The sequence below is a fragment of the Arthrobacter caoxuetaonis genome, assembly GCF_023921125.1.
Lineage (GTDB): Bacteria > Actinomycetota > Actinomycetes > Actinomycetales > Micrococcaceae > Arthrobacter_B > Arthrobacter_B caoxuetaonis.
On record NZ_CP099466.1, the window covers coordinates 1,357,511 to 1,373,827 of the forward strand.

Sequence of the window (16,317 nt, forward strand, 5' to 3'; positions counted from 1 at the left end):
CATGGCCAAGCGTGAACTGCCCGGGCACATCGCTGCCGCCCTCGCCGGGGCCGGCGGTGCCGCGGACTCTGCAGGACAGCCTTGGGCCGGGCGCAGCTTGGAGGGGGAGGGCAACCCCCTCCACCAGTTCGACAAGGATGACGGCCAGCCCGATCCGGGCTACACAGCCGCTGCGGCGGCACTGGTTTCGGGGGAGGGCAGCGAAGCTGACGTCGTGGCCTCCCTCGCCACTGCCCGGGTATACGTGGCCATCGTTGCGACCCTGGGGGAGGAAGCACAATCCGCCCACGGGCTGGCAGCGGACAAGGAAGCAGATCTTGCCCTGGTGACGCTGACGGCACCTGACGGACGGAAAGCGCTGCCGGTGTTCTCCTCCGTCGATTCGCTGGCACGCTGGCATCCCAAGGCCCGTCCTGTGGCCGTCTATGCGCCGCGGGCCGCGCTCTCGGCAGTCTCGGAAGAGGCCCAGCTGCTTGTCATCGATCCCGGAAGCGACGTCACCTTCGTGGTGCGGCGCCCGGCCATGTGGGCGCTGGCCCAGCAGCGGGAATGGATACCGTGCTACGCGGACCCGTCCCTCCCCGGTGTGGTGTCCGAGGCAGCGGCACAGGAACCCGCCGTCCGGCAGGTACAGCTCTCGGCAGGATCGGGAGTGGTGTCGCGGACGGCAGGCGGTACGCTGGTTTCCGGCGGAGGCTCCGGACCCGAGCTGCGGGTGACGCTCCAGCTGGCACCCGGGCTGGATGCCTCCGGTCTCCAAACAGTAGCGGCCGCGCTGCAGCAGCGCCTGGCCGCCCACCCCGAATTCGTTGAGCGCGTTGATTCACTGGAACTGAAAATCACGCGCTGACCGGCCGCAAGGCTAGAAGAGAAGTGCTGTGAACTTTAGCGTCTACCGGGATCTGCTCTCCATCGTCCCGGTCCGTCGTCTGCTCCTTGTCGGCATGCTGGCCCGTTTTCCGCACGCCGCTGCCGGAGTTCTGCTGACCCTCCATGTAGTCCTGACCCTGGATAAGGGATATGCCGCTGCAGGAGCTGTGGCTGCCCTGGTCACCATTGGCATCGCCGTGGGCGCACCGTGGCGCGGACGCCGCGTGGACAACGTGGGACTTCGCCGCGCACTGATTCCGTCCGTGATCTCCGAAGCCGTAATTTGGTCCGTTGCCCCGCACGTGAGCTACGAATGGCTCCTGGTGCTGGCGCTCATCGGCGGACTGTTCACGCTTCCCGTTTTCAGTGTTGTCCGTCAGTCCCTGGGCGTCCTTGCGACCGGAGACAAACGGCGCACGGCCTTCACCCTGGACTCCATTGCCACCGAAATCGTGTTCATGGGAGGCCCGGCGGTAGGCGCGGTCCTGGCTACCTCACTCTCGACTGTCGTCGGCCTAACCCTGGTTGGTCTCTCGACTGCGGCCGCGGGGCTTTTCCTGATGTGGTTCAACCCGCCCACACGTTCCGCCGCCACCGGCGCCCTTCCTGAACACGACGTCGAAGCAGCCACCGCAGCCGTCGTCACCGCTGCTCCCGCCCACCTGCGGGAGCCGGCCGTGGAGCTGGCGCAGGCTGCCGCCGAACAGGCCGAGGCCGAAGACCCGTCACGAGGAGGAATCCTGCACCGGTTCTCTGCCGGATTCTCCTGGGTGACACTGAGCGTTGCCGTTGTGTTCGTTGTTGCTGCAGGTGCCGGAGTGCTCCTGGCCAGCAGCGACGTTGGGATTGTGGCGATGGTGGAGTCCACGGGCAACCCCGGAGAGCTGGGCATCGTCTTCGCCGTCTGGTGTGCTGCCTCGCTGGTGGGCGGCCTGGTGTACGGAGCCATGAACCGCAAGATTTCTCCCATGCTCCTGCTGCTGGGCATGGCACTGCTGACACTGCCCATGTCCCTGGCCACCGACACGATGAGCCTGGCGCTGCTCTCCATTCCCGGCGGCCTGCTCTGCGCGCCGGTGCTTTCTGCCGCGTCCGAGCGTGTGGCTGACCTGGTCTCCGAGGAGCGCCGCGGCGAAGCCATGGGATGGTACGGCTCCGCACTCACGACCGGCACTGCCATCGGTGCTCCGCTGGCCGGTGCTGCCATCGACACCATTGGTCCCGCGTCCGGATTCGCTTTCGCCGGAACGGCGGCAGCCCTGATGGTCCTGATAACTCTCGGGGCCCGCGCCCTCGTCACCAGGCGATCGGCCCGCGTCTAGATTCGTCCGGACAGGCAAAGAGCCCGGAGAGGATTGCTCTCCGGGCTCTTTGGCTTTGCGGCGGGATGTGGTTAGTTGACCGGGCCCGTGAACTTCTCGCCCGGGCCCTGGCCCGGCGCGTCGGGAACCAGGGAAGCCTCGCGGAAGGCCAGCTGCAGGGAACGGAGGCCGTCCCGCAGCGGGCGGGCGTGCTGGCTGCCGATTTCCGGAGCAGCGGCCGTGACGAATCCGGCAAGTGCGGTGATCAGCTTGCGGGCCTCGTCAAGGTCCTTAAGGTCCTCGGCATCGGAACCCTCAGCCAGTCCGCACTTCACAGCGGCGGCGCTCATGAGGTGGACCGCGGCGGTGGTGATGACTTCGACCGCAGCTACTTCGGCGATATCCCGGACCTGGGATGAAACGGGAGTTGACTCGTGTGAATGGTCTTCCTCTGAGGTTCCAGGGAAGGAGTGGCGGGCAGATTCGCCAGCCGGATTGCTCTGTGGGGTACTCATACTGGTAAGCTTGTCACAGACCGACCGGTTGACGTTATTTACGGCAGCTCGCAGCTCCCCCCGGGGAGCACCAATGGGAACATTGCGGTGAGCTGCTTTTTCAAGTGTTCAGCCGGTATGCAAGCGGAGACTCTCCCACCCGCGTCAGCCTGATTAAACCAGTCTACGGACAGGATCAGAGTTGCCGGGTTCAGGTCGGCCCTTCCCGGGCAGCATCTTCGGATGCCGCCGGGAATGAGCACCGGATTTCCGGTGTCGGCTGACCTTTCGAGGCCTTCGATTGCGCGTGCAATTGGGGGCCTTCTTCATTTGCAGGCGGTAGCCGTTTTGAGTCAAACAGGAGCTGCAACATTAGCGAGCCAAGAATCAATGATCGGATCCGTGTCCCTGAGGTGCGGTTGGTAGGACCGGCTGGGGAACAGGTAGGTGTGGTCCGGATAGAGGACGCCCTGCGACTGGCAGCGGAGTCCGACCTGGATCTTGTTGAGGTAGCACCGCAGGCCAAGCCGCCGGTGTGCAAACTAATGGACTTCGGCAAGTACAAGTACGAAGCCGCAGTCAAGGCCCGTGAGGCACGCAAGAACCAGACAAACACGGTCCTGAAGGAAATCCGTTTCCGGCTGAAGATCGACACCCACGACTACGAGACGAAGCGCGGCCATGCCATTCGCTTCCTCGGCGCGGGTGACAAGGTCAAGGCCATGATCCAGTTCCGCGGACGTGAGCAGCAGAGGCCTGAAATGGGTATCCGCCTGCTGCAGAAGTTCGCTGAGGACGTCGCAGAGGTGGGTGTGGTTGAGTCCAGCCCCCGCATCGACGGCCGCAACATGGTCATGGTGATCGGGCCCCTCAAGAACAAGGCTGAAGCCAAGGCTGAAGCCCGCCGCGCATCCCAGCGCGCCGAGGCGAAGGCCGCCAACGAAGCTGCCAAGAACGGCGAGGCTCCGGCACGGGTTGACACCAGCGCCGACAAGGCCCCGATGACGCAGAGCCTGGCAGACCTCCTGCCGGACGGACTGCGTCTTGGCTCCTCCGCAGCAGAGGCCGACAAGGCCCGCGCTGAGAAGGAAACAGCCGAGAAGGAACAGGCAGCGCAGGCTGCCAAGGCTGCTGCGGACAAGGCTGCTGCCGATGCCCGCCGCGCCGAGGAAGCCGCCAAGGCTGCTGCGGCAAAGCCCGCCCAGGCCGCCAAGCCGGCTGCCAAGGCACCAGCCGAAGCCAAGCCGGCCGAAGCGCCCAAGCCGATGGCAGTGCCGAAGCCGACGGCCGTCAAGCCGGCCGCGCCCAAGCCTGCTGCCCGGCCCAAGCCTGCTGCTGCAGCGAAGCCTGCTGCAACCAAGCCTGCTGGCAAGGCACCCGCTCCGGGAGCCGGCCAGAAAAAGCCTGGCACGGCGGAGTAGGCACAGCACAACACCGCTAAGTACGCCCAGGCGTCCCTAGGAAAACCCTGACACCTGTTTACGGGTGTCCATATCCCCGCGGGCTTGTCCCGCGGAAACCAAAAGGAGATCGGTAGTCATGCCGAAGATGAAGACCCACAGTGGCGCCAAGAAGCGCTTCAAGCTGACCGGTACCGGCAAGCTCAAGCGCCAGCAGGCTAACCGCCGCCACTACCTGGAGCACAAGTCCTCCCGCCTGACCCGCCGTCTCGCCGGTGACAAGATCGTCACCCCGGGCGAGGCCAAGGTCATCAAGAAGATGCTCGGCAAGTAGCCGATCCTTCCCCCAGGCGCGGTTCGCCAAGGACTGCTCCGCAAACCATCTAGCTTTCCCGTGGCCTCATTCAGGCCAATGCACACAGAAGAAGTGCGCGGGACATATTTCTAAGGAGTACGCACGTGGCACGTGTGAAGCGGGCGATTAACGCCCATAAGAAGCGTCGGGTTATCCTCGAGCGCGCAAAGGGCTACCGCGGACAGCGTTCGCGCCTGGTCCGCAAGGCCAAAGAGCAGCTGCTGCACTCGTATGTGTACAGCTACGGTGACCGCCGCAAGCGCAAGGGCGACTTCCGCCGCCTGTGGATCCAGCGCATCAACGCTGCTTCCCGCGCCAACGGCCTCACCTACAACCGTCTGATCCAGGGCCTGAAGGCCGCTGAGATCGAGGTTGACCGCCGTATGCTGGCTGAACTGGCCGTGAACGACGCCAACGCGTTCGCCACTCTGGTCCAGGTTGCCAAGGACGCCCTGCCGTCCGACACCTCGGCTCCGGCCGTTGCTGCAGCTCCGGCTGCCAAGACCGCACCGGCCAAGGCTGCTGCCAAGTCCGCTCCGGCTGCCACCGCAACCGTTGTCGACGGCGGCTTCAAGGCTTCCGAAGGTGACGCTCCCGAGGGCTACGTCATCAAGGGCGCCACGACCGGCAAGTACCACGTTCCGGGTTCGACCTGGTACGAGCAGACCGTACCCGAGTACTGGTTCAACTCCGTGGAAGCAGCCAAGGCTGCCGGCCTGGAGCCTGCTGGCGGCGAAAACCGCCAGAAGTTCCAGGGCTAATTTCGGTACCTGCTGAACATGTTTGACGCCGGACGCTCCCCAGCGCCGCTGATGTCCAATCCCCGAGCCGATCGGGTGAAGGAAGCAGCGAAGCTGGCGGGGCGTTCGGCGCGTTTAAAGACCGGGCTGTTCCTGGCTGAGGGCCCGCAGGCTGTCCGCGAAGCTCTTCTGGCTCACCGCCACGCTGTGGAGGCGGGCCTGCCCGGCGTCGTCGTCGAGGCGTATGCCACCGAGGCCTGCCTTCAGCGGCTGCCCGAGCTGGCCGGCCTTGCGGCCGGGACAACGCTCCGGCTGGCAACAGATGAGGTCCTCGCTGCCATGGCGGACACCGTGTCGCCGCAGGGGATCGTGGCGGTCTGCAGAATGCAGTCACCAACTCTTCAAGAGGTCCTCGCAACCGCGCCCAAGCTGATCGCCGTGATGTGCGAGGTACGTGATCCGGGCAACGCGGGCACCATCCTGCGTGCCGCAGACTCCGCCGGCGCCGACGCCGTCATCCTGACGGCTTCCAGCGTGGACATCCACAATCCCAAGGCCGTGCGTTCCACCGTCGGCTCCCTCTTTCACTTACCCGTTGTCTCCGGTGTGGAGTTTGCCGAACTCGCCGATGCGCTGCGTCAGGCCGGCATTACCATCCTGGCCGCGGACGGCTACGGCAGCCAGGACCTCGATGCGCTGCAGGATGAGTCTGCTGTGCGCCGTCTGGCACCCGGTGCCGAAGCAACGGGCACATCAGGGCCTCGGCTGGAGAACCAGACTGCATGGCTTTTCGGCAACGAAGCCCAGGGCCTGTCGGACGCCGAACTTGCAGCAGCGGATTTCCGCGTCGCCGTCCCCGTGTACGGGCAGGCTGAAAGCCTCAACGTGGGAACGGCCGCCACAGTGTGCCTCTACGCTTCCGCGCGGGCACAGAACCGCTAAGCGCTCCTACCGCGAGATTTCCTCGGCCGTGGACGCCTCCTGTGTGCCGGCAGCCTTCTTACCGGCTTGCTGGGCCGGCCGACGGCGGTCCAGGGCGCCGCTGAGCAGCGCCACACCCAGCCCCATCAGTGCCAGTACGGCGCCGACTATCGCGGGGGACTGGAAGCCCCAGCCCCACGCAATGACGAGGCCGCCGGCCATGGCGCCGAGGGCGTTGGCCATGTTCAGGGCGGCGTGGTTCAGGGACGATGCCAGCGACGCGGCTCCGGGGGAGACATCGAGCAGCCGGGTCTGCAGGGCCGGTGTCAGTGCTGAACCGATGGCGCCGACCAGGAAGACGAGCACAATGGCGCTGGCCTTGTACTGCACACCCCACGCATAGATGGCCAGGATTAGGACGGTTCCGGCGAGGACAGCGTAGATGCTGCCCATGACGGACTTGTCCGCGATCCGGCCGCCCACGATGTTGCCGACCACCTGTCCCACTCCGTAGAGGCCAACGATCAGCGGCAGCACGCCCATGGAGAAGCCCGCTACCTCGGTCATGGTGGGGGAGATGTAGGTGTACACCGCAAAGAAACCGCCAAAGCCGACTGTGCCGACCAGCAGAGCCAGCCACATCTGCATCCTGCGCAGGGCACTCAGTTCGCGCCGGATGCTTGCCTCGGGATGCGCGGCCTGGAAGGGCACAAACCTGGCCACCAGGGCGACGGTCACCAGGGAAATGGCCCCCACAAGGACGAACATCCAACGCCATCCCGCCTGCTGGCCCAGCCAGGTGGCGAACGGCACCCCGATCACGTTGGCGATGCTCAGGCCCAGCATGACCATGGAGATGGCCCAGCCGCGCCGGGTAGGCGCCACCAGGGAAGCGGCGATCACTGCCGCGACGCCGAAAAACGCCCCATGGGGCAGCCCGGAAAGGAACCGGGTGACCAGCAGCCAGCCGTAGTCCGGGGCAAAGAAGGAGGAGAGGTTGGCGATGGCGAAGAACGCCATGAGGCCAAGGGCAAGCCATTTGCGCGGCATCTTGGCTCCGGCTGCGGCCAGCAGCGGCGCGCCGACGACGACGCCGAGGGCATAGGCGGAAATGACGTGGCCGCCCTCAGGGACGGAGACGCGCAGATCGGCCACCATCTCCTGCAGCAGGCCCATGATCGCGAACTCGGTGGTGCCGATGGCAAAACCGCCGGCGGCCAGGGCCGTGATGGCAAGGGAAACATTGCGGGTTTTGGACGCCGCAGCGCTCGTGGAAGGCATGGATGCAGAGTGCTTTCGATCAGCGGTGGCCGCGGAGCCGTGGAGGACACGGGCGCGTCTGGAAGGCCCGGCTTGCAGGGAAGGATCTTCGCTGCCGGTCGCCGGGGCCGGACGGCCGCGGTGCCGTCGCTGACAATTCTAGTCCAGCCGGGACCGTAGACTCGATCTGTGTCGATTTCAGAACTCAAGCAGGTAGTTGGAGCAGCGATCGTCGATGACCTGGCTAATCCGCAGAGCCTGCTCGCTGCCCGCCGCACTGCCCCCGAGGCCTACGCCGGAATGTGGGAGTTCCCCGGCGGAAAAGTGGAACCGGGGGAGACATGTGAGGCCGCACTGCACCGTGAGCTGTCCGAAGAGCTTGGCGTCGAGGTAGCCCTGGGCGCCGAGGTAACCGGCCCGCTGGCGCAGGGGTGGCCATTGAACCCAAAGGCGGCCATGCGGGTCTGGCTGGTGGAAGTGACAGCCGGAGAGCCGCTGCCCCTTGAAGACCACGACGAACTACGCTGGGTCCGGCTGGATTCCCCGGAGCTTGCCGAGCTGCCCTGGATTCCGGCTGACCTGCCAATCGTCACGGCCGTCCTCGAAGCTGCGGAGCAGCCCCCGGCCGGATAAGCGCATCTGCCCAGCCGAGGGCTGTCCGGACTTTTTAGCCGGCCGCCAGTACTGCGTCCATCTGCGACATCGCCTCGGCTGCTCCTTCGACCGCGCCCATTGAAATCAGTTCCTCCATCTGGGTCCGGTCTGCAAAGGCTGTCACCACTTCTGCAGCTGTTCCGCCGTCCCGGGCAGTGAGCGTAACGGTCACTTCGGTGATCGGCATGTCTTCCCTCGGGCTCCCGTCCTCGTCAGCAAACCCGTCCCGGAAACTCAGCTGCCTGGGTGCTTCAACGACCAGCACCGTCCACCAGCCGTGGTAGGTTTTTCCGTCCGGGCCGGTCATGAAGTAGGTGACGCTGCCTCCGGGGACAAGCTCGTGCTGCTGAACAGTGGCCGGGTAGGTCGGCGGACCCCACCAGCCTTCCAGCTTGCGCGGGTCTGCCCAGAGTTCCCAGACTCGCTGAGGTGTTGCCTCGAACTCTGCGAGGGCCGCGATGGTCAGGGTGTCGTAGTCCTTCTCAATGCTTTTCACGCTCATGGCTGATCTTCCTAACCCCCGGGGTGGTTCCCGGGCGTTTCCTGCCGCAGCAGGTCGGACATCCGGCTCAGCCGCCCTTCCCAGGCTTCTGCCAGCGCGTCCAGGGCATGGTGTGCCTGGTTGACGGCGTCCGGGGCGGTGCACACGAGCTGTTCCCTCCCGCGGCGTTCCTTGGAGACCAGGCCCGCCGCCTCAAGAACCGCTACGTGCTTTTGCACCGCCGCGAAACTCATGGGATAGGCCTCGGCCAGCCGCGATACCGACAGCTCGCCGGCAGCCGCACGGCGCAGGATATCCCTGCGTGTGCTGTCCGCCAGAGCGTGGAACAGACGGTTCACGGCTTCATCTGACAACGTATCTACAACCATTTGGTTGTAACTTAGAACGCGCCGCGCCACCGGTCAAGACCTTCCGGGAACTAAAAAAGTGTTCCGGCTGCGACCGGCAGGCCCGCCGCTGTTGTTGGTGCCGGACGGGCCGCGCCCCTCGTGGCGAGGAACTGGTTTCTGCCGGCGAAGCCATGCCGCTTCTTGAAGTGGGTAATCCGTCCCGCGAGCCACTGGCGGTAGTCCTTCGAGGCGTAAGTGCCGCCGTCGTACAGCTTGTCGTAGCGTGCCGAAAGCTGCGGATAATCACTGGCCAGCCACCCCCGGTACCACTCGCGGGCACCCGGGCGCAGGTGCAGGGCTCCGGCCGTGACGGAGGTGGCGCCGGCGTCGGCCAGTGCGGAGAAGAGCGTGTCCAGTGACTCGTCGCCGTCGGTCAGCCAGGGCAGGATCGGCATGGCCATCACGTTGCAGTCCATGCCGGCATCACGGATGCGCCGGATCAGGTCAAGCCGGGCCCTGGGTGACGGCGTGCCCGGCTCAACCCGGTGGGCCAGGTCCGGATCCAGGAGGGCCAGCGAAATTCCCATGCTGATGGAGGTCTGCTGCGCCGCTTCGGCCAGCAGCGGCAGGTCGCGGGCCAGGAGAGTGCCCTTGGTCAGGATCGAGAAGGGTGTTCCACTGTCCGCCAGTGCGCGGATGATGCCGGGCATGAGTTTGTACCGGCCCTCCGCCCGCTGGTACGGGTCGGTGTTGGCGCCCATGGCCACGTGCTCGTACTGCCAGGATGGGCGGGCGAGTTCGCGGCGCAGTACCTCGGCGGCGTTCATCTTCACGACCAGCTGGCTGTCGAAGTCGGCACCGGTATCAAGGTCCAGGTAGCTGTGGGTCTTGCGGGCAAAGCAGTAGACGCAGGCGTGGCTGCAGCCCCGGTATGGATTCACTGTCCAGCCAAAGGGCATGGAGGACGTCCGGGGAACCTTGTTCAGTACGGACTTGGCGAGGACCTCGTGGAACGTCACGCCCGCGAACCCCGGTGTCTGCACCGAGCGGACCAGCCCCTGCAGGGGGAGCAGCGCGTCTGCTGACGGAGCTGCCTTCGGTTCCTGTTCCTGCCACCTCATGCCCACTATTAGAACATACGTTCGAATGCGCGCCTACCCCTCGAGAGGCCACTTACGGCTCTTTTCAGCGTCGAAAGCAGCCGCAACTGACCTCTCGGCGCATGGGGCGGGGCCGGTATCCACCGTCGGAAAGCCCGGCCAGGATTTCGAAGATGTTCGACGACGCCGGGTCCCCGGTACGCAGCTTGGAGAACCCCGCGGCGGCGAAGTACAGCGGCAGGAACGCCGGCCCCAGCACCGCGTACTGGGAGCTGTGCCGCGCCTCGTGGCGCAGCAGGGAAGAGGCAGGTGCGACGTCGAACTCCCGGGCCACGCGGGAACGGTACAGGACCACATTGCCCACGGTGAATGCCGCGGCATGCGGCAGGGGCAGCTCCCAGCCGCCGGCGAGCAGCAATCCGCCGGGACCGCTCCGAACCCGCACCCTGCCAATCCGGGCGGCCAGCAGGCCGGCCGCCGTCGTACCGTTGACCAGGTTTACCGCGCGGCGCAGTGCCTGCATACGGGACAAGGCTGACGTCATGCGCCCATGCTAAGGGAGGGGGTGCCTTCACACTGCCGGGACCGGGAGCGTGAGTTGGTTAGACTGGTAGGCGCAGGCTGCGTACCTTTGCCTGCAGCATCCCTTTTACTTTCACCCACATCAACACGGCCGGAAACAGGTAAGAACGGTACATGTCGAATTCCACACCGGGGACGGACTCCCCAGACAACGCGGCTCCCAATCCGCTGGACGAGTCAGCGATAACCGCTGCCGTCGATTCAGCGCTCGCAGCCATCGCCGCCGCCACTGACCTGGACAGCCTTAAGGACGTCCGGATTGCAGTCACCGGCGAGAAGTCCCCGCTGTCCCTGGCCAACCGCCAGATCGGTTCGCTGCCCAAGGACCAGAAGGCCGCCGCCGGCAAGGTTGTAGGCCCGGCCCGCGGACGGATCAACCAGGCGCTCGCCGCCCGCACCGTGGAGCTGGAAGCCGAGCGTGACGCCCGGATCCTCGTTGAGGAAGCCGTCGATGTTACCGCCGCCCCGCGCCGCCGCCGCATGGGCGGACGCCACCCGCTTTCCACCCTGCAGGACCGCGTCAGCGACATTTTCGTAGGCATGGGCTGGGAAATCGCCGAAGGTCCCGAGGTCGAGTCCGAGTGGTTCAACTTCGATGCGCTGAACTTCAAGCCGGACCACCCGGCCCGCGAAATGCAGGACACGTTCTTCGTTGAGCCGCCCGAGGCGCACCTGGTGATGCGCACGCACACCTCCCCGGTGCAGGTCCGTTCCATGCTCGAGCGCGAGCTGCCGATCTACGTGCTCTGCCCGGGCAAGGTGTTCCGCACCGACGAGCTCGACGCTACACACACCCCCGTGTTCCACCAGTTCGAAGGCCTGGCCATCGACAAGGGTCTGACGATGGCAGACCTGGTCGGCACCCTGGAGCACTTCACCCGCGTGCTCTTCGGCGATGAAGCGAAGGTGCGCCTGCGCCCGAACTACTTCCCGTTCACCGAGCCGAGCGCCGAGCTGGACATCTGGCACCCCGGAGCCAAGGGCGGTCCGCGCTGGATCGAGTGGGGCGGCTGCGGCATGGTCAACCCCAACGTGCTGCGCGCCGCGGGAATCGACCCCGAGGTCTATTCAGGTTTTGCCTTTGGCATGGGCATTGAACGTGCCCTGATGTTCCGCAATGAAGTATCGGATATGCGGGACATGATCGAAGGCGACGTACGTTTCAGCGAACACTTCGGGATGGAGATCTAAGTGAGAATCCCACTTTCCTGGCTGCGCGAGTATGCCCAGGTTCCGGCGGACGCAACCGCCGAAGACGTCATGGCAGAGCTGGTCAAGGTTGGCCTGGAGGAAGAGGACGTCCACCGTCCCACCGACGAGCTGCAGGGGCCGATCGTGGTGGGCCAGGTGCTTTCCAAGGAGCCCGAACCGCAGAAGAACGGCAAGACCATCAACTGGTGCACCGTCCGCGTGGTGCCCGAGGGCGCCGAGCAGACGCTCACCGGTGACGGGATCGACCCGTCCGGCGTGCAGGGCATTGTCTGCGGTGCGCACAACTTCGAGGTGGGGGACAAGGTTGTTGTCACCCTGCCCGGCGCCGTGCTGCCCGGTGACTTCCGGATCAGCCCGCGCAAGACCTACGGCCACGTTTCCGCCGGCATGATCGCCTCCGTGCGTGAACTCGGTATTGGCGAGGACCACGACGGCATCCTGGTGCTCTCCACCCTGGGACTCGATCCCGAGGTCGGCACCGACGCGATGGAGCTGCTGGGTCTCTACGACCAGGCCGCGGAAATCAACGTCACCCCCGACCGCGGCTACGTCTTCTCGATCCGCGGCGCTGCCCGCGAGTACGCCCACGCGACCGGCACCAAGTTCACCGATCCTGCCGCCACGGTGGAGGTTCCGGAAGCCGACGGCGCCGGGTTCCCGGTGCGCCTGGCCGACGAAGCTCCGATCTACGGCAAGGCCGGCTGTGACCGCTTCGTGGCCCGCACCGTCCGCGGCGTTGATCCCTCCCGGCCGACGCCGCCGTGGATGTCCGCGCGCCTGCGCCTGGCAGGCATGCGGTCCATCTCGCTGGTGGTGGATATTTCCAACTACGTGATGCTCGAGCTGGGCCAGCCGCTGCACTTCTACGACCTGGACAAGCTCACCGGCGAAATCGTCGTCCGCCGCGCCAACCCGGGCGAGACGCTGAAGACCCTGGATGAGAAGGTCCGCACCCTGGATCCCGAAGATCTGCTGATCACGGATGGGTCCGGTGCCATCGGCATCGCCGGCGTGATGGGCGGAGCCACCACCGAGGTCTCCGACGCCACGCAGAACGTGCTGATCGAGGCTGCCCACTTCGAAGAAGTGTCCATCGGGCGCTCCCGCCGCCGCCACAAGCTGCCCTCCGAAGCGTCCAAGCGCTTCGAGCGCGGCGTGGACTGGTACGTTGCCGACATTGCCGCCCAGCGCGCCGTCGACCTCCTGGTGGAACTGGCCGGCGGCACCGCCGATGAATCCATCACCGACGCCGGCACCGCGCCGGAGACCCGCAGCATCTTCCTGCCCGCGGACTTCCCGGCCAAGCTGATCGGCCTGGACTTCACCGAGGATCAGATCACCGGGACGCTCACCGATCTGGGCGCCTACGTGGAAAAGGCCGACGGCGGCTTCCGGGTGGTTCCTCCGAGCTGGCGGACCGACCTGGAGACACGTGAGGACCTCACTGAGGAAATCATCCGGCTGGTGGGGTACGAGAAGATTCCCTCCACCCTGCCTGTAGCTCCTCCCGGCCGTGGCCTCACCCGTGTCCAGCAGCAGCGCCGCCGGCTCCTGCAGTCCCTCGCGGCGTCGGGACTTACCGAAGTGCTGTCCTACCCGTTCGTTACTGAAGCGGACAACAACACGTTCGGCACGCCGGTTGCCGGCGAGCAGCGCCCGGCCGTGAAGCTGGCCAACCCGCTGTCCGCCGAGTTCGGCTACCTGCGCACCTCGGTGCTGCCGGGCCTGTTCGACGTCGCCAAGCGGAACCTCTCGCGCGGCTTCCGCGACCTGGCGCTCTTCGAATCGGCACTGGTCTTCCTGCCCGGAGAGCAGAACGGCACCGAGACGATTCCGCCGCTGGGCATCAAGCCCTCCGACGACGTGCTGGACGGGCTGTACAACGGCATCCCCGACCAGCCGCTGCACATCGGCGTGCTGTTCACCGGCCACGAGTCACCGGCCGGCGCCGGCCATACTCCGCGTACCTGGGACTGGGCCGACGCCGTCGACACCGCCCGGCTCATGGGTGACGTGCTCGGCGTCGAACTGGTGATCAGCCAGGGCGAACACCAAGCCTTCCACCCGGGACGCACCGCGAAGATCTCGCTTCGCAGCGGCGAAACCGTTGGTTACGCCGGCGAACTACACCCGAAGCTGCTCGCAGCCCGGGATATGCCGGCCCGCACCGTGGCACTGGAGCTCGACGCCGATGCCCTGTTCGACGCTGCTCCGGACGTGATCGTGGCGAAGGAAATCTCCACCTACCCGGCCACCACGCAGGATGTGGCGCTGATCGTGGGTGAAGACATCCCGGCCGAGTCCGTGCTGGAAACCCTGCGCGAAGGCGCCGGGGACCTGCTGGAAAACATCGTTCTGTTCGACGTCTACACCGGCAAGGGCATCGAGCCGGAGCGCAAGTCCCTGGCCTTCGCGCTGCGCTTCCGCGCTCCGGACCGGACGCTGACCGCCGACGAAGCCTCGGAATCCCGGGCCGCCGCCGTCGCGCTGGCCGCCGAGCGTTTTGGTGCCGTGCAGCGGTAATTTCATCGTGAACAGAACGCCCCGCCGGACTTCCGGCGGGGCGTTCTGTTGTGTCGGGGAGGGACAGCGTGCCGCCCCTAGGTGCGTTCTGACGTGAGTCCGACGGCGATCCACCAGGCCAGGGCCTTGTCGTCGTCAACCTCGACGGCGGGTACGTTCAGCCACCCTTGGCCCATCGGCCTGCCGCTGCCCATGAAGGCCGGCTGTCCGCCTTTGGCCAGCAGGTCTTCGTACTCCGCAGGGTCGACCCGGACCAACAGGTCTCCGTCCTGGCCTGCCGAGACCGCCAGACCCCCGTCCACCATAAAAGCCACGCCCCCGAACATGCGTTTCTCCCGGACCGAGCGCTGCGTCTGCAGGGTCTCGCGGATTCGCTGCACCAGCAGATCCTGGGGGCTTTCCGGCATGATTCCTCCTGCAAGGTGCGACGGACACTTCGCCGTGATTGTGCCTGACCCGGGTTGGGATTCCCAGCGAAATCGGTTTCGTTCCGAGTTGCTGGGGTTCCGGCAGGTGGCCAGCCATGCGCGGCTCCGTGGCCCGGCATGCGGCGAGCCGGTTGTCATTTTTTTGGGGGGGGGGGGAGGGGAGACCTGCGGGAAGCCCTGCACGTTCGGACATGCTGCACGCCCCGATTGCAGCGAAATGGTGCACAAACTGCAGCTCCGTCCGGTGCGTCTTGGGCAGGGCTAGCGGGGCAGCTTCCTGTCCTCCACCAGGAACTGGATGCTTGCCCCCGAGCCGATGAGCACAAGCCCGGTTGCGATCCAACCGTGCCCCGGAGTTAGGCCGGCGTAAACAGCTATGGCCACGATAAAGGCCATGAACCCGCAGGCGGCTGCCATGCGCCCGCGCGAGGGCTGAAGGGTTCGAGCCTTGTCCTGCCTGCCGGCGGCACGGCGGTCCCGGAGAACCAGGATGACCGTGTTCAGTCCGAAAACGATCAGCACCAGCTGGGCGAACTGGGCGTCCGGCGGGAGGCCGATGAGGTTGCCGAGCAGGACCCCGCCGACGGCCAGCGCGATTGTCGCGGCGTCGAGCATCGCGACCCGATCCGTGGTTCTAGTGCTCATCACGACGCCGAGTCTCGCACAATCCTACGGAACCCGCTGTTCGGGAGCTCTCATCCGCTCCGCTTTGGGACACCCGCTGTGTTTCAATTCCGGGAGCCGATGCTGAAGAGTTCACCCGGCGTGGTTTCGAGGGCATCGCAGACTGCTGTCAGGGTGGTGAAACGAACCGCCTTGGCCTTGTTGGTTTTAAGGATGGACAGGTTTGCCATGGTTATGCCGGTGAGCCTGGAAAGTTCAGTCAGGGTCATTCCCCGCTGGAGCAGTACGCGGTCCAAATGGCATACGACCCTGTGTTCGCTGTCTGGCGCGGGATCGGATGGGGTCTGCGTCTCAGACAAGTCCGTCGTTCTCTTCCTGCAGTCTGCCGCCGGCTTTGAAAGCGCTGGAAAGTGCCAGTCCAACGACGCCGCTCGTGATCATGAAGTACGGCCACCGGGGAGCGTCGGTGCTGATCACGGCGTAGTCTGCGCCGAGGGGGAAATCTTCGGTGCGGAAGTCGCTCGCTACCTCGAACACGGCCCGGCCGGCGGCGGCGTCGAGAGTTCCGTAAAGAAGCCCTGCACCGATAAGGATGAGGCTAAGGGCCATCATGTTTTTCCGCACGGGTGCTGCAAACGGGCGTCCAGCAGAGATTTCCCGCAGGATTCTTGTCAAGAGAACTGCCGCGACCAGCGCGAGGGCCACGTAGAGCAGGGCGGGAGCCGCACACAAGGCACGCAGCCAGAGCGGAATATCGACCAGATAGCCGACTGCACCCTCGCGAAGCTGCGCCTGATTGATTTGGGGGAGTGAGATGAGCTGGACCCGGGGATCGGCACCCCCGAACGCCAGGGGAGTCCGGCCGGAGAGCGTAACGAATGACTCAACAGCACTCCCGAGTACTGCGAGTCCGGCAACGAGCCAGACAGAGATCATCGCGAACTGGACGGTCTTCGGTTTTCCGGTGTGCGTCAGGCTGGCCATTATTCCCCCATATCGATTATCAATATTATTGATAAACA

The 16,317-nt window shown here is 65.7% G+C and carries 19 protein-coding genes; 9 read left to right on the forward strand and 10 right to left on the reverse strand.

Features of this window, described 5'->3' with window-relative positions; translation table 11 throughout:
* Position 1: 1 nt before the first annotated feature.
* Together NF551_RS06150 and NF551_RS06155 are read left to right on the forward strand one after the other, a co-directional pair.
* Positions 2 to 850, forward strand: a complete 849-nt coding sequence (locus tag NF551_RS06150) for an SseB family protein (protein ID WP_227894777.1) — start codon at positions 2 to 4, stop codon at positions 848 to 850.
* Positions 851 to 878: 28 nt separating this feature from the next.
* Positions 879 to 2,192 carry an MFS transporter gene (locus tag NF551_RS06155; protein ID WP_227894776.1) on the forward strand — a complete coding sequence of 438 codons (1,314 nt, stop codon included), beginning with the start codon at positions 879 to 881 and terminating at the stop codon, positions 2,190 to 2,192.
* Between the two features lie 71 nt (positions 2,193 to 2,263).
* On the opposite strand, the gene NF551_RS06160 is transcribed toward NF551_RS06155, so the two are convergent.
* On the reverse strand, positions 2,264 to 2,686 hold the full coding sequence (locus NF551_RS06160) for a DUF1844 domain-containing protein (RefSeq protein WP_227894775.1): 423 nt from the start codon (positions 2,684 to 2,686) through the stop codon (positions 2,264 to 2,266).
* Between the two features lie 392 nt (positions 2,687 to 3,078).
* Between NF551_RS06160 and infC the strand changes: the two genes are divergently transcribed.
* The 4 genes from infC (at position 3,079) to NF551_RS06180 (ending at position 6,102) form a co-directional block, all read left to right on the forward strand.
* Positions 3,079 to 4,086: a translation initiation factor IF-3 gene (gene infC / locus NF551_RS06165; RefSeq protein ID WP_252604987.1), complete on the forward strand. Its 1,008-nt coding sequence runs from the start codon at positions 3,079 to 3,081 to the stop codon at positions 4,084 to 4,086.
* Between the two features lie 118 nt (positions 4,087 to 4,204).
* Positions 4,205 to 4,399 carry a 50S ribosomal protein L35 gene (rpmI, locus tag NF551_RS06170; protein ID WP_055240480.1) on the forward strand — a complete coding sequence of 65 codons (195 nt, stop codon included), beginning with the start codon at positions 4,205 to 4,207 and terminating at the stop codon, positions 4,397 to 4,399.
* 125 nt (positions 4,400 to 4,524) lie between these two features.
* Positions 4,525 to 5,181: a 50S ribosomal protein L20, sunset domain variant gene (rplT, locus tag NF551_RS06175; protein ID WP_227894774.1), complete on the forward strand. Its 657-nt coding sequence runs from the start codon at positions 4,525 to 4,527 to the stop codon at positions 5,179 to 5,181.
* An 18-nt stretch (positions 5,182 to 5,199) separates the two neighbouring features.
* The gene (locus NF551_RS06180; protein WP_423721338.1) at positions 5,200 to 6,102 is read left to right on the forward strand and encodes a TrmH family RNA methyltransferase; all 903 of its coding nucleotides are present in this window, start codon (positions 5,200 to 5,202) and stop codon (positions 6,100 to 6,102) included.
* A 6-nt stretch (positions 6,103 to 6,108) separates the two neighbouring features.
* Here NF551_RS06180 and NF551_RS06185 read toward each other — a convergent pair whose 3' ends face one another.
* Positions 6,109 to 7,362, reverse strand: a complete 1,254-nt coding sequence (locus tag NF551_RS06185) for an MFS transporter (RefSeq protein ID WP_227894772.1) — start codon at positions 7,360 to 7,362, stop codon at positions 6,109 to 6,111.
* A gap of 174 nt (positions 7,363 to 7,536) precedes the next feature.
* On the opposite strand from NF551_RS06185, the gene NF551_RS06190 reads away from it, so the two are divergent.
* Positions 7,537 to 7,974 (forward strand): (deoxy)nucleoside triphosphate pyrophosphohydrolase, encoded by a 438-nt coding sequence (locus NF551_RS06190; protein ID WP_227895319.1) that lies wholly within the window; start codon positions 7,537 to 7,539, stop codon positions 7,972 to 7,974.
* Positions 7,975 to 8,008: 34 nt separating this feature from the next.
* Here the strand turns inward: NF551_RS06190 and NF551_RS06195 are convergent, their stop codons facing one another.
* From NF551_RS06195 to NF551_RS06210, 4 genes are all read right to left on the reverse strand, one after another.
* Positions 8,009 to 8,497 carry an SRPBCC family protein gene (locus tag NF551_RS06195; RefSeq protein ID WP_227894771.1) on the reverse strand — a complete coding sequence of 163 codons (489 nt, stop codon included), beginning with the start codon at positions 8,495 to 8,497 and terminating at the stop codon, positions 8,009 to 8,011.
* Between the two features lie 11 nt (positions 8,498 to 8,508).
* Positions 8,509 to 8,865, reverse strand: coding sequence for an ArsR/SmtB family transcription factor (locus NF551_RS06200; protein ID WP_227894770.1), 357 nt, complete (start codon positions 8,863 to 8,865; stop codon positions 8,509 to 8,511).
* Between the two features lie 50 nt (positions 8,866 to 8,915).
* Complete coding sequence (locus tag NF551_RS06205) at positions 8,916 to 9,947, reverse strand: Rv2578c family radical SAM protein (protein ID WP_227894769.1); 1,032 nt, start codon at positions 9,945 to 9,947, stop codon at positions 8,916 to 8,918.
* Positions 9,948 to 10,011: 64 nt separating this feature from the next.
* The gene (locus tag NF551_RS06210; RefSeq protein ID WP_227894768.1) at positions 10,012 to 10,470 is read right to left on the reverse strand and encodes a hypothetical protein; all 459 of its coding nucleotides are present in this window, start codon (positions 10,468 to 10,470) and stop codon (positions 10,012 to 10,014) included.
* A 152-nt stretch (positions 10,471 to 10,622) separates the two neighbouring features.
* Here NF551_RS06210 and pheS point away from each other — a divergent pair, with 152 nt between their 5' ends.
* On the forward strand, positions 10,623 to 11,699 hold the full coding sequence (gene pheS / locus NF551_RS06215; RefSeq protein WP_227894767.1) for a phenylalanine--tRNA ligase subunit alpha: 1,077 nt from the start codon (positions 10,623 to 10,625) through the stop codon (positions 11,697 to 11,699).
* Positions 11,700 to 14,243, forward strand: coding sequence for a phenylalanine--tRNA ligase subunit beta (pheT, locus tag NF551_RS06220; protein ID WP_227894766.1), 2,544 nt, complete (start codon positions 11,700 to 11,702; stop codon positions 14,241 to 14,243).
* Between the two features lie 77 nt (positions 14,244 to 14,320).
* Here the strand turns inward: pheT and NF551_RS06225 are convergent, their stop codons facing one another.
* The 4 genes from NF551_RS06225 to NF551_RS06240 form a co-directional block, all read right to left on the reverse strand.
* Positions 14,321 to 14,650, reverse strand: a complete 330-nt coding sequence (locus NF551_RS06225; protein ID WP_227894765.1) for a TfoX/Sxy family protein — start codon at positions 14,648 to 14,650, stop codon at positions 14,321 to 14,323.
* A 282-nt stretch (positions 14,651 to 14,932) separates the two neighbouring features.
* Entirely contained in the window at positions 14,933 to 15,316 is a 384-nt protein-coding gene (locus tag NF551_RS06230; protein ID WP_227894764.1) for a hypothetical protein, read from the reverse strand.
* An 83-nt stretch (positions 15,317 to 15,399) separates the two neighbouring features.
* The gene (locus NF551_RS06235; protein WP_349293301.1) at positions 15,400 to 15,717 is read right to left on the reverse strand and encodes a helix-turn-helix domain-containing protein; all 318 of its coding nucleotides are present in this window, start codon (positions 15,715 to 15,717) and stop codon (positions 15,400 to 15,402) included.
* Complete coding sequence (locus NF551_RS06240) at positions 15,647 to 16,279, reverse strand: hypothetical protein (protein ID WP_227894762.1); 633 nt, start codon at positions 16,277 to 16,279, stop codon at positions 15,647 to 15,649. Before NF551_RS06240 ends, NF551_RS06235 begins: the two co-directional genes overlap by 71 nt.
* Positions 16,280 to 16,317 lie beyond the last annotated feature (38 nt).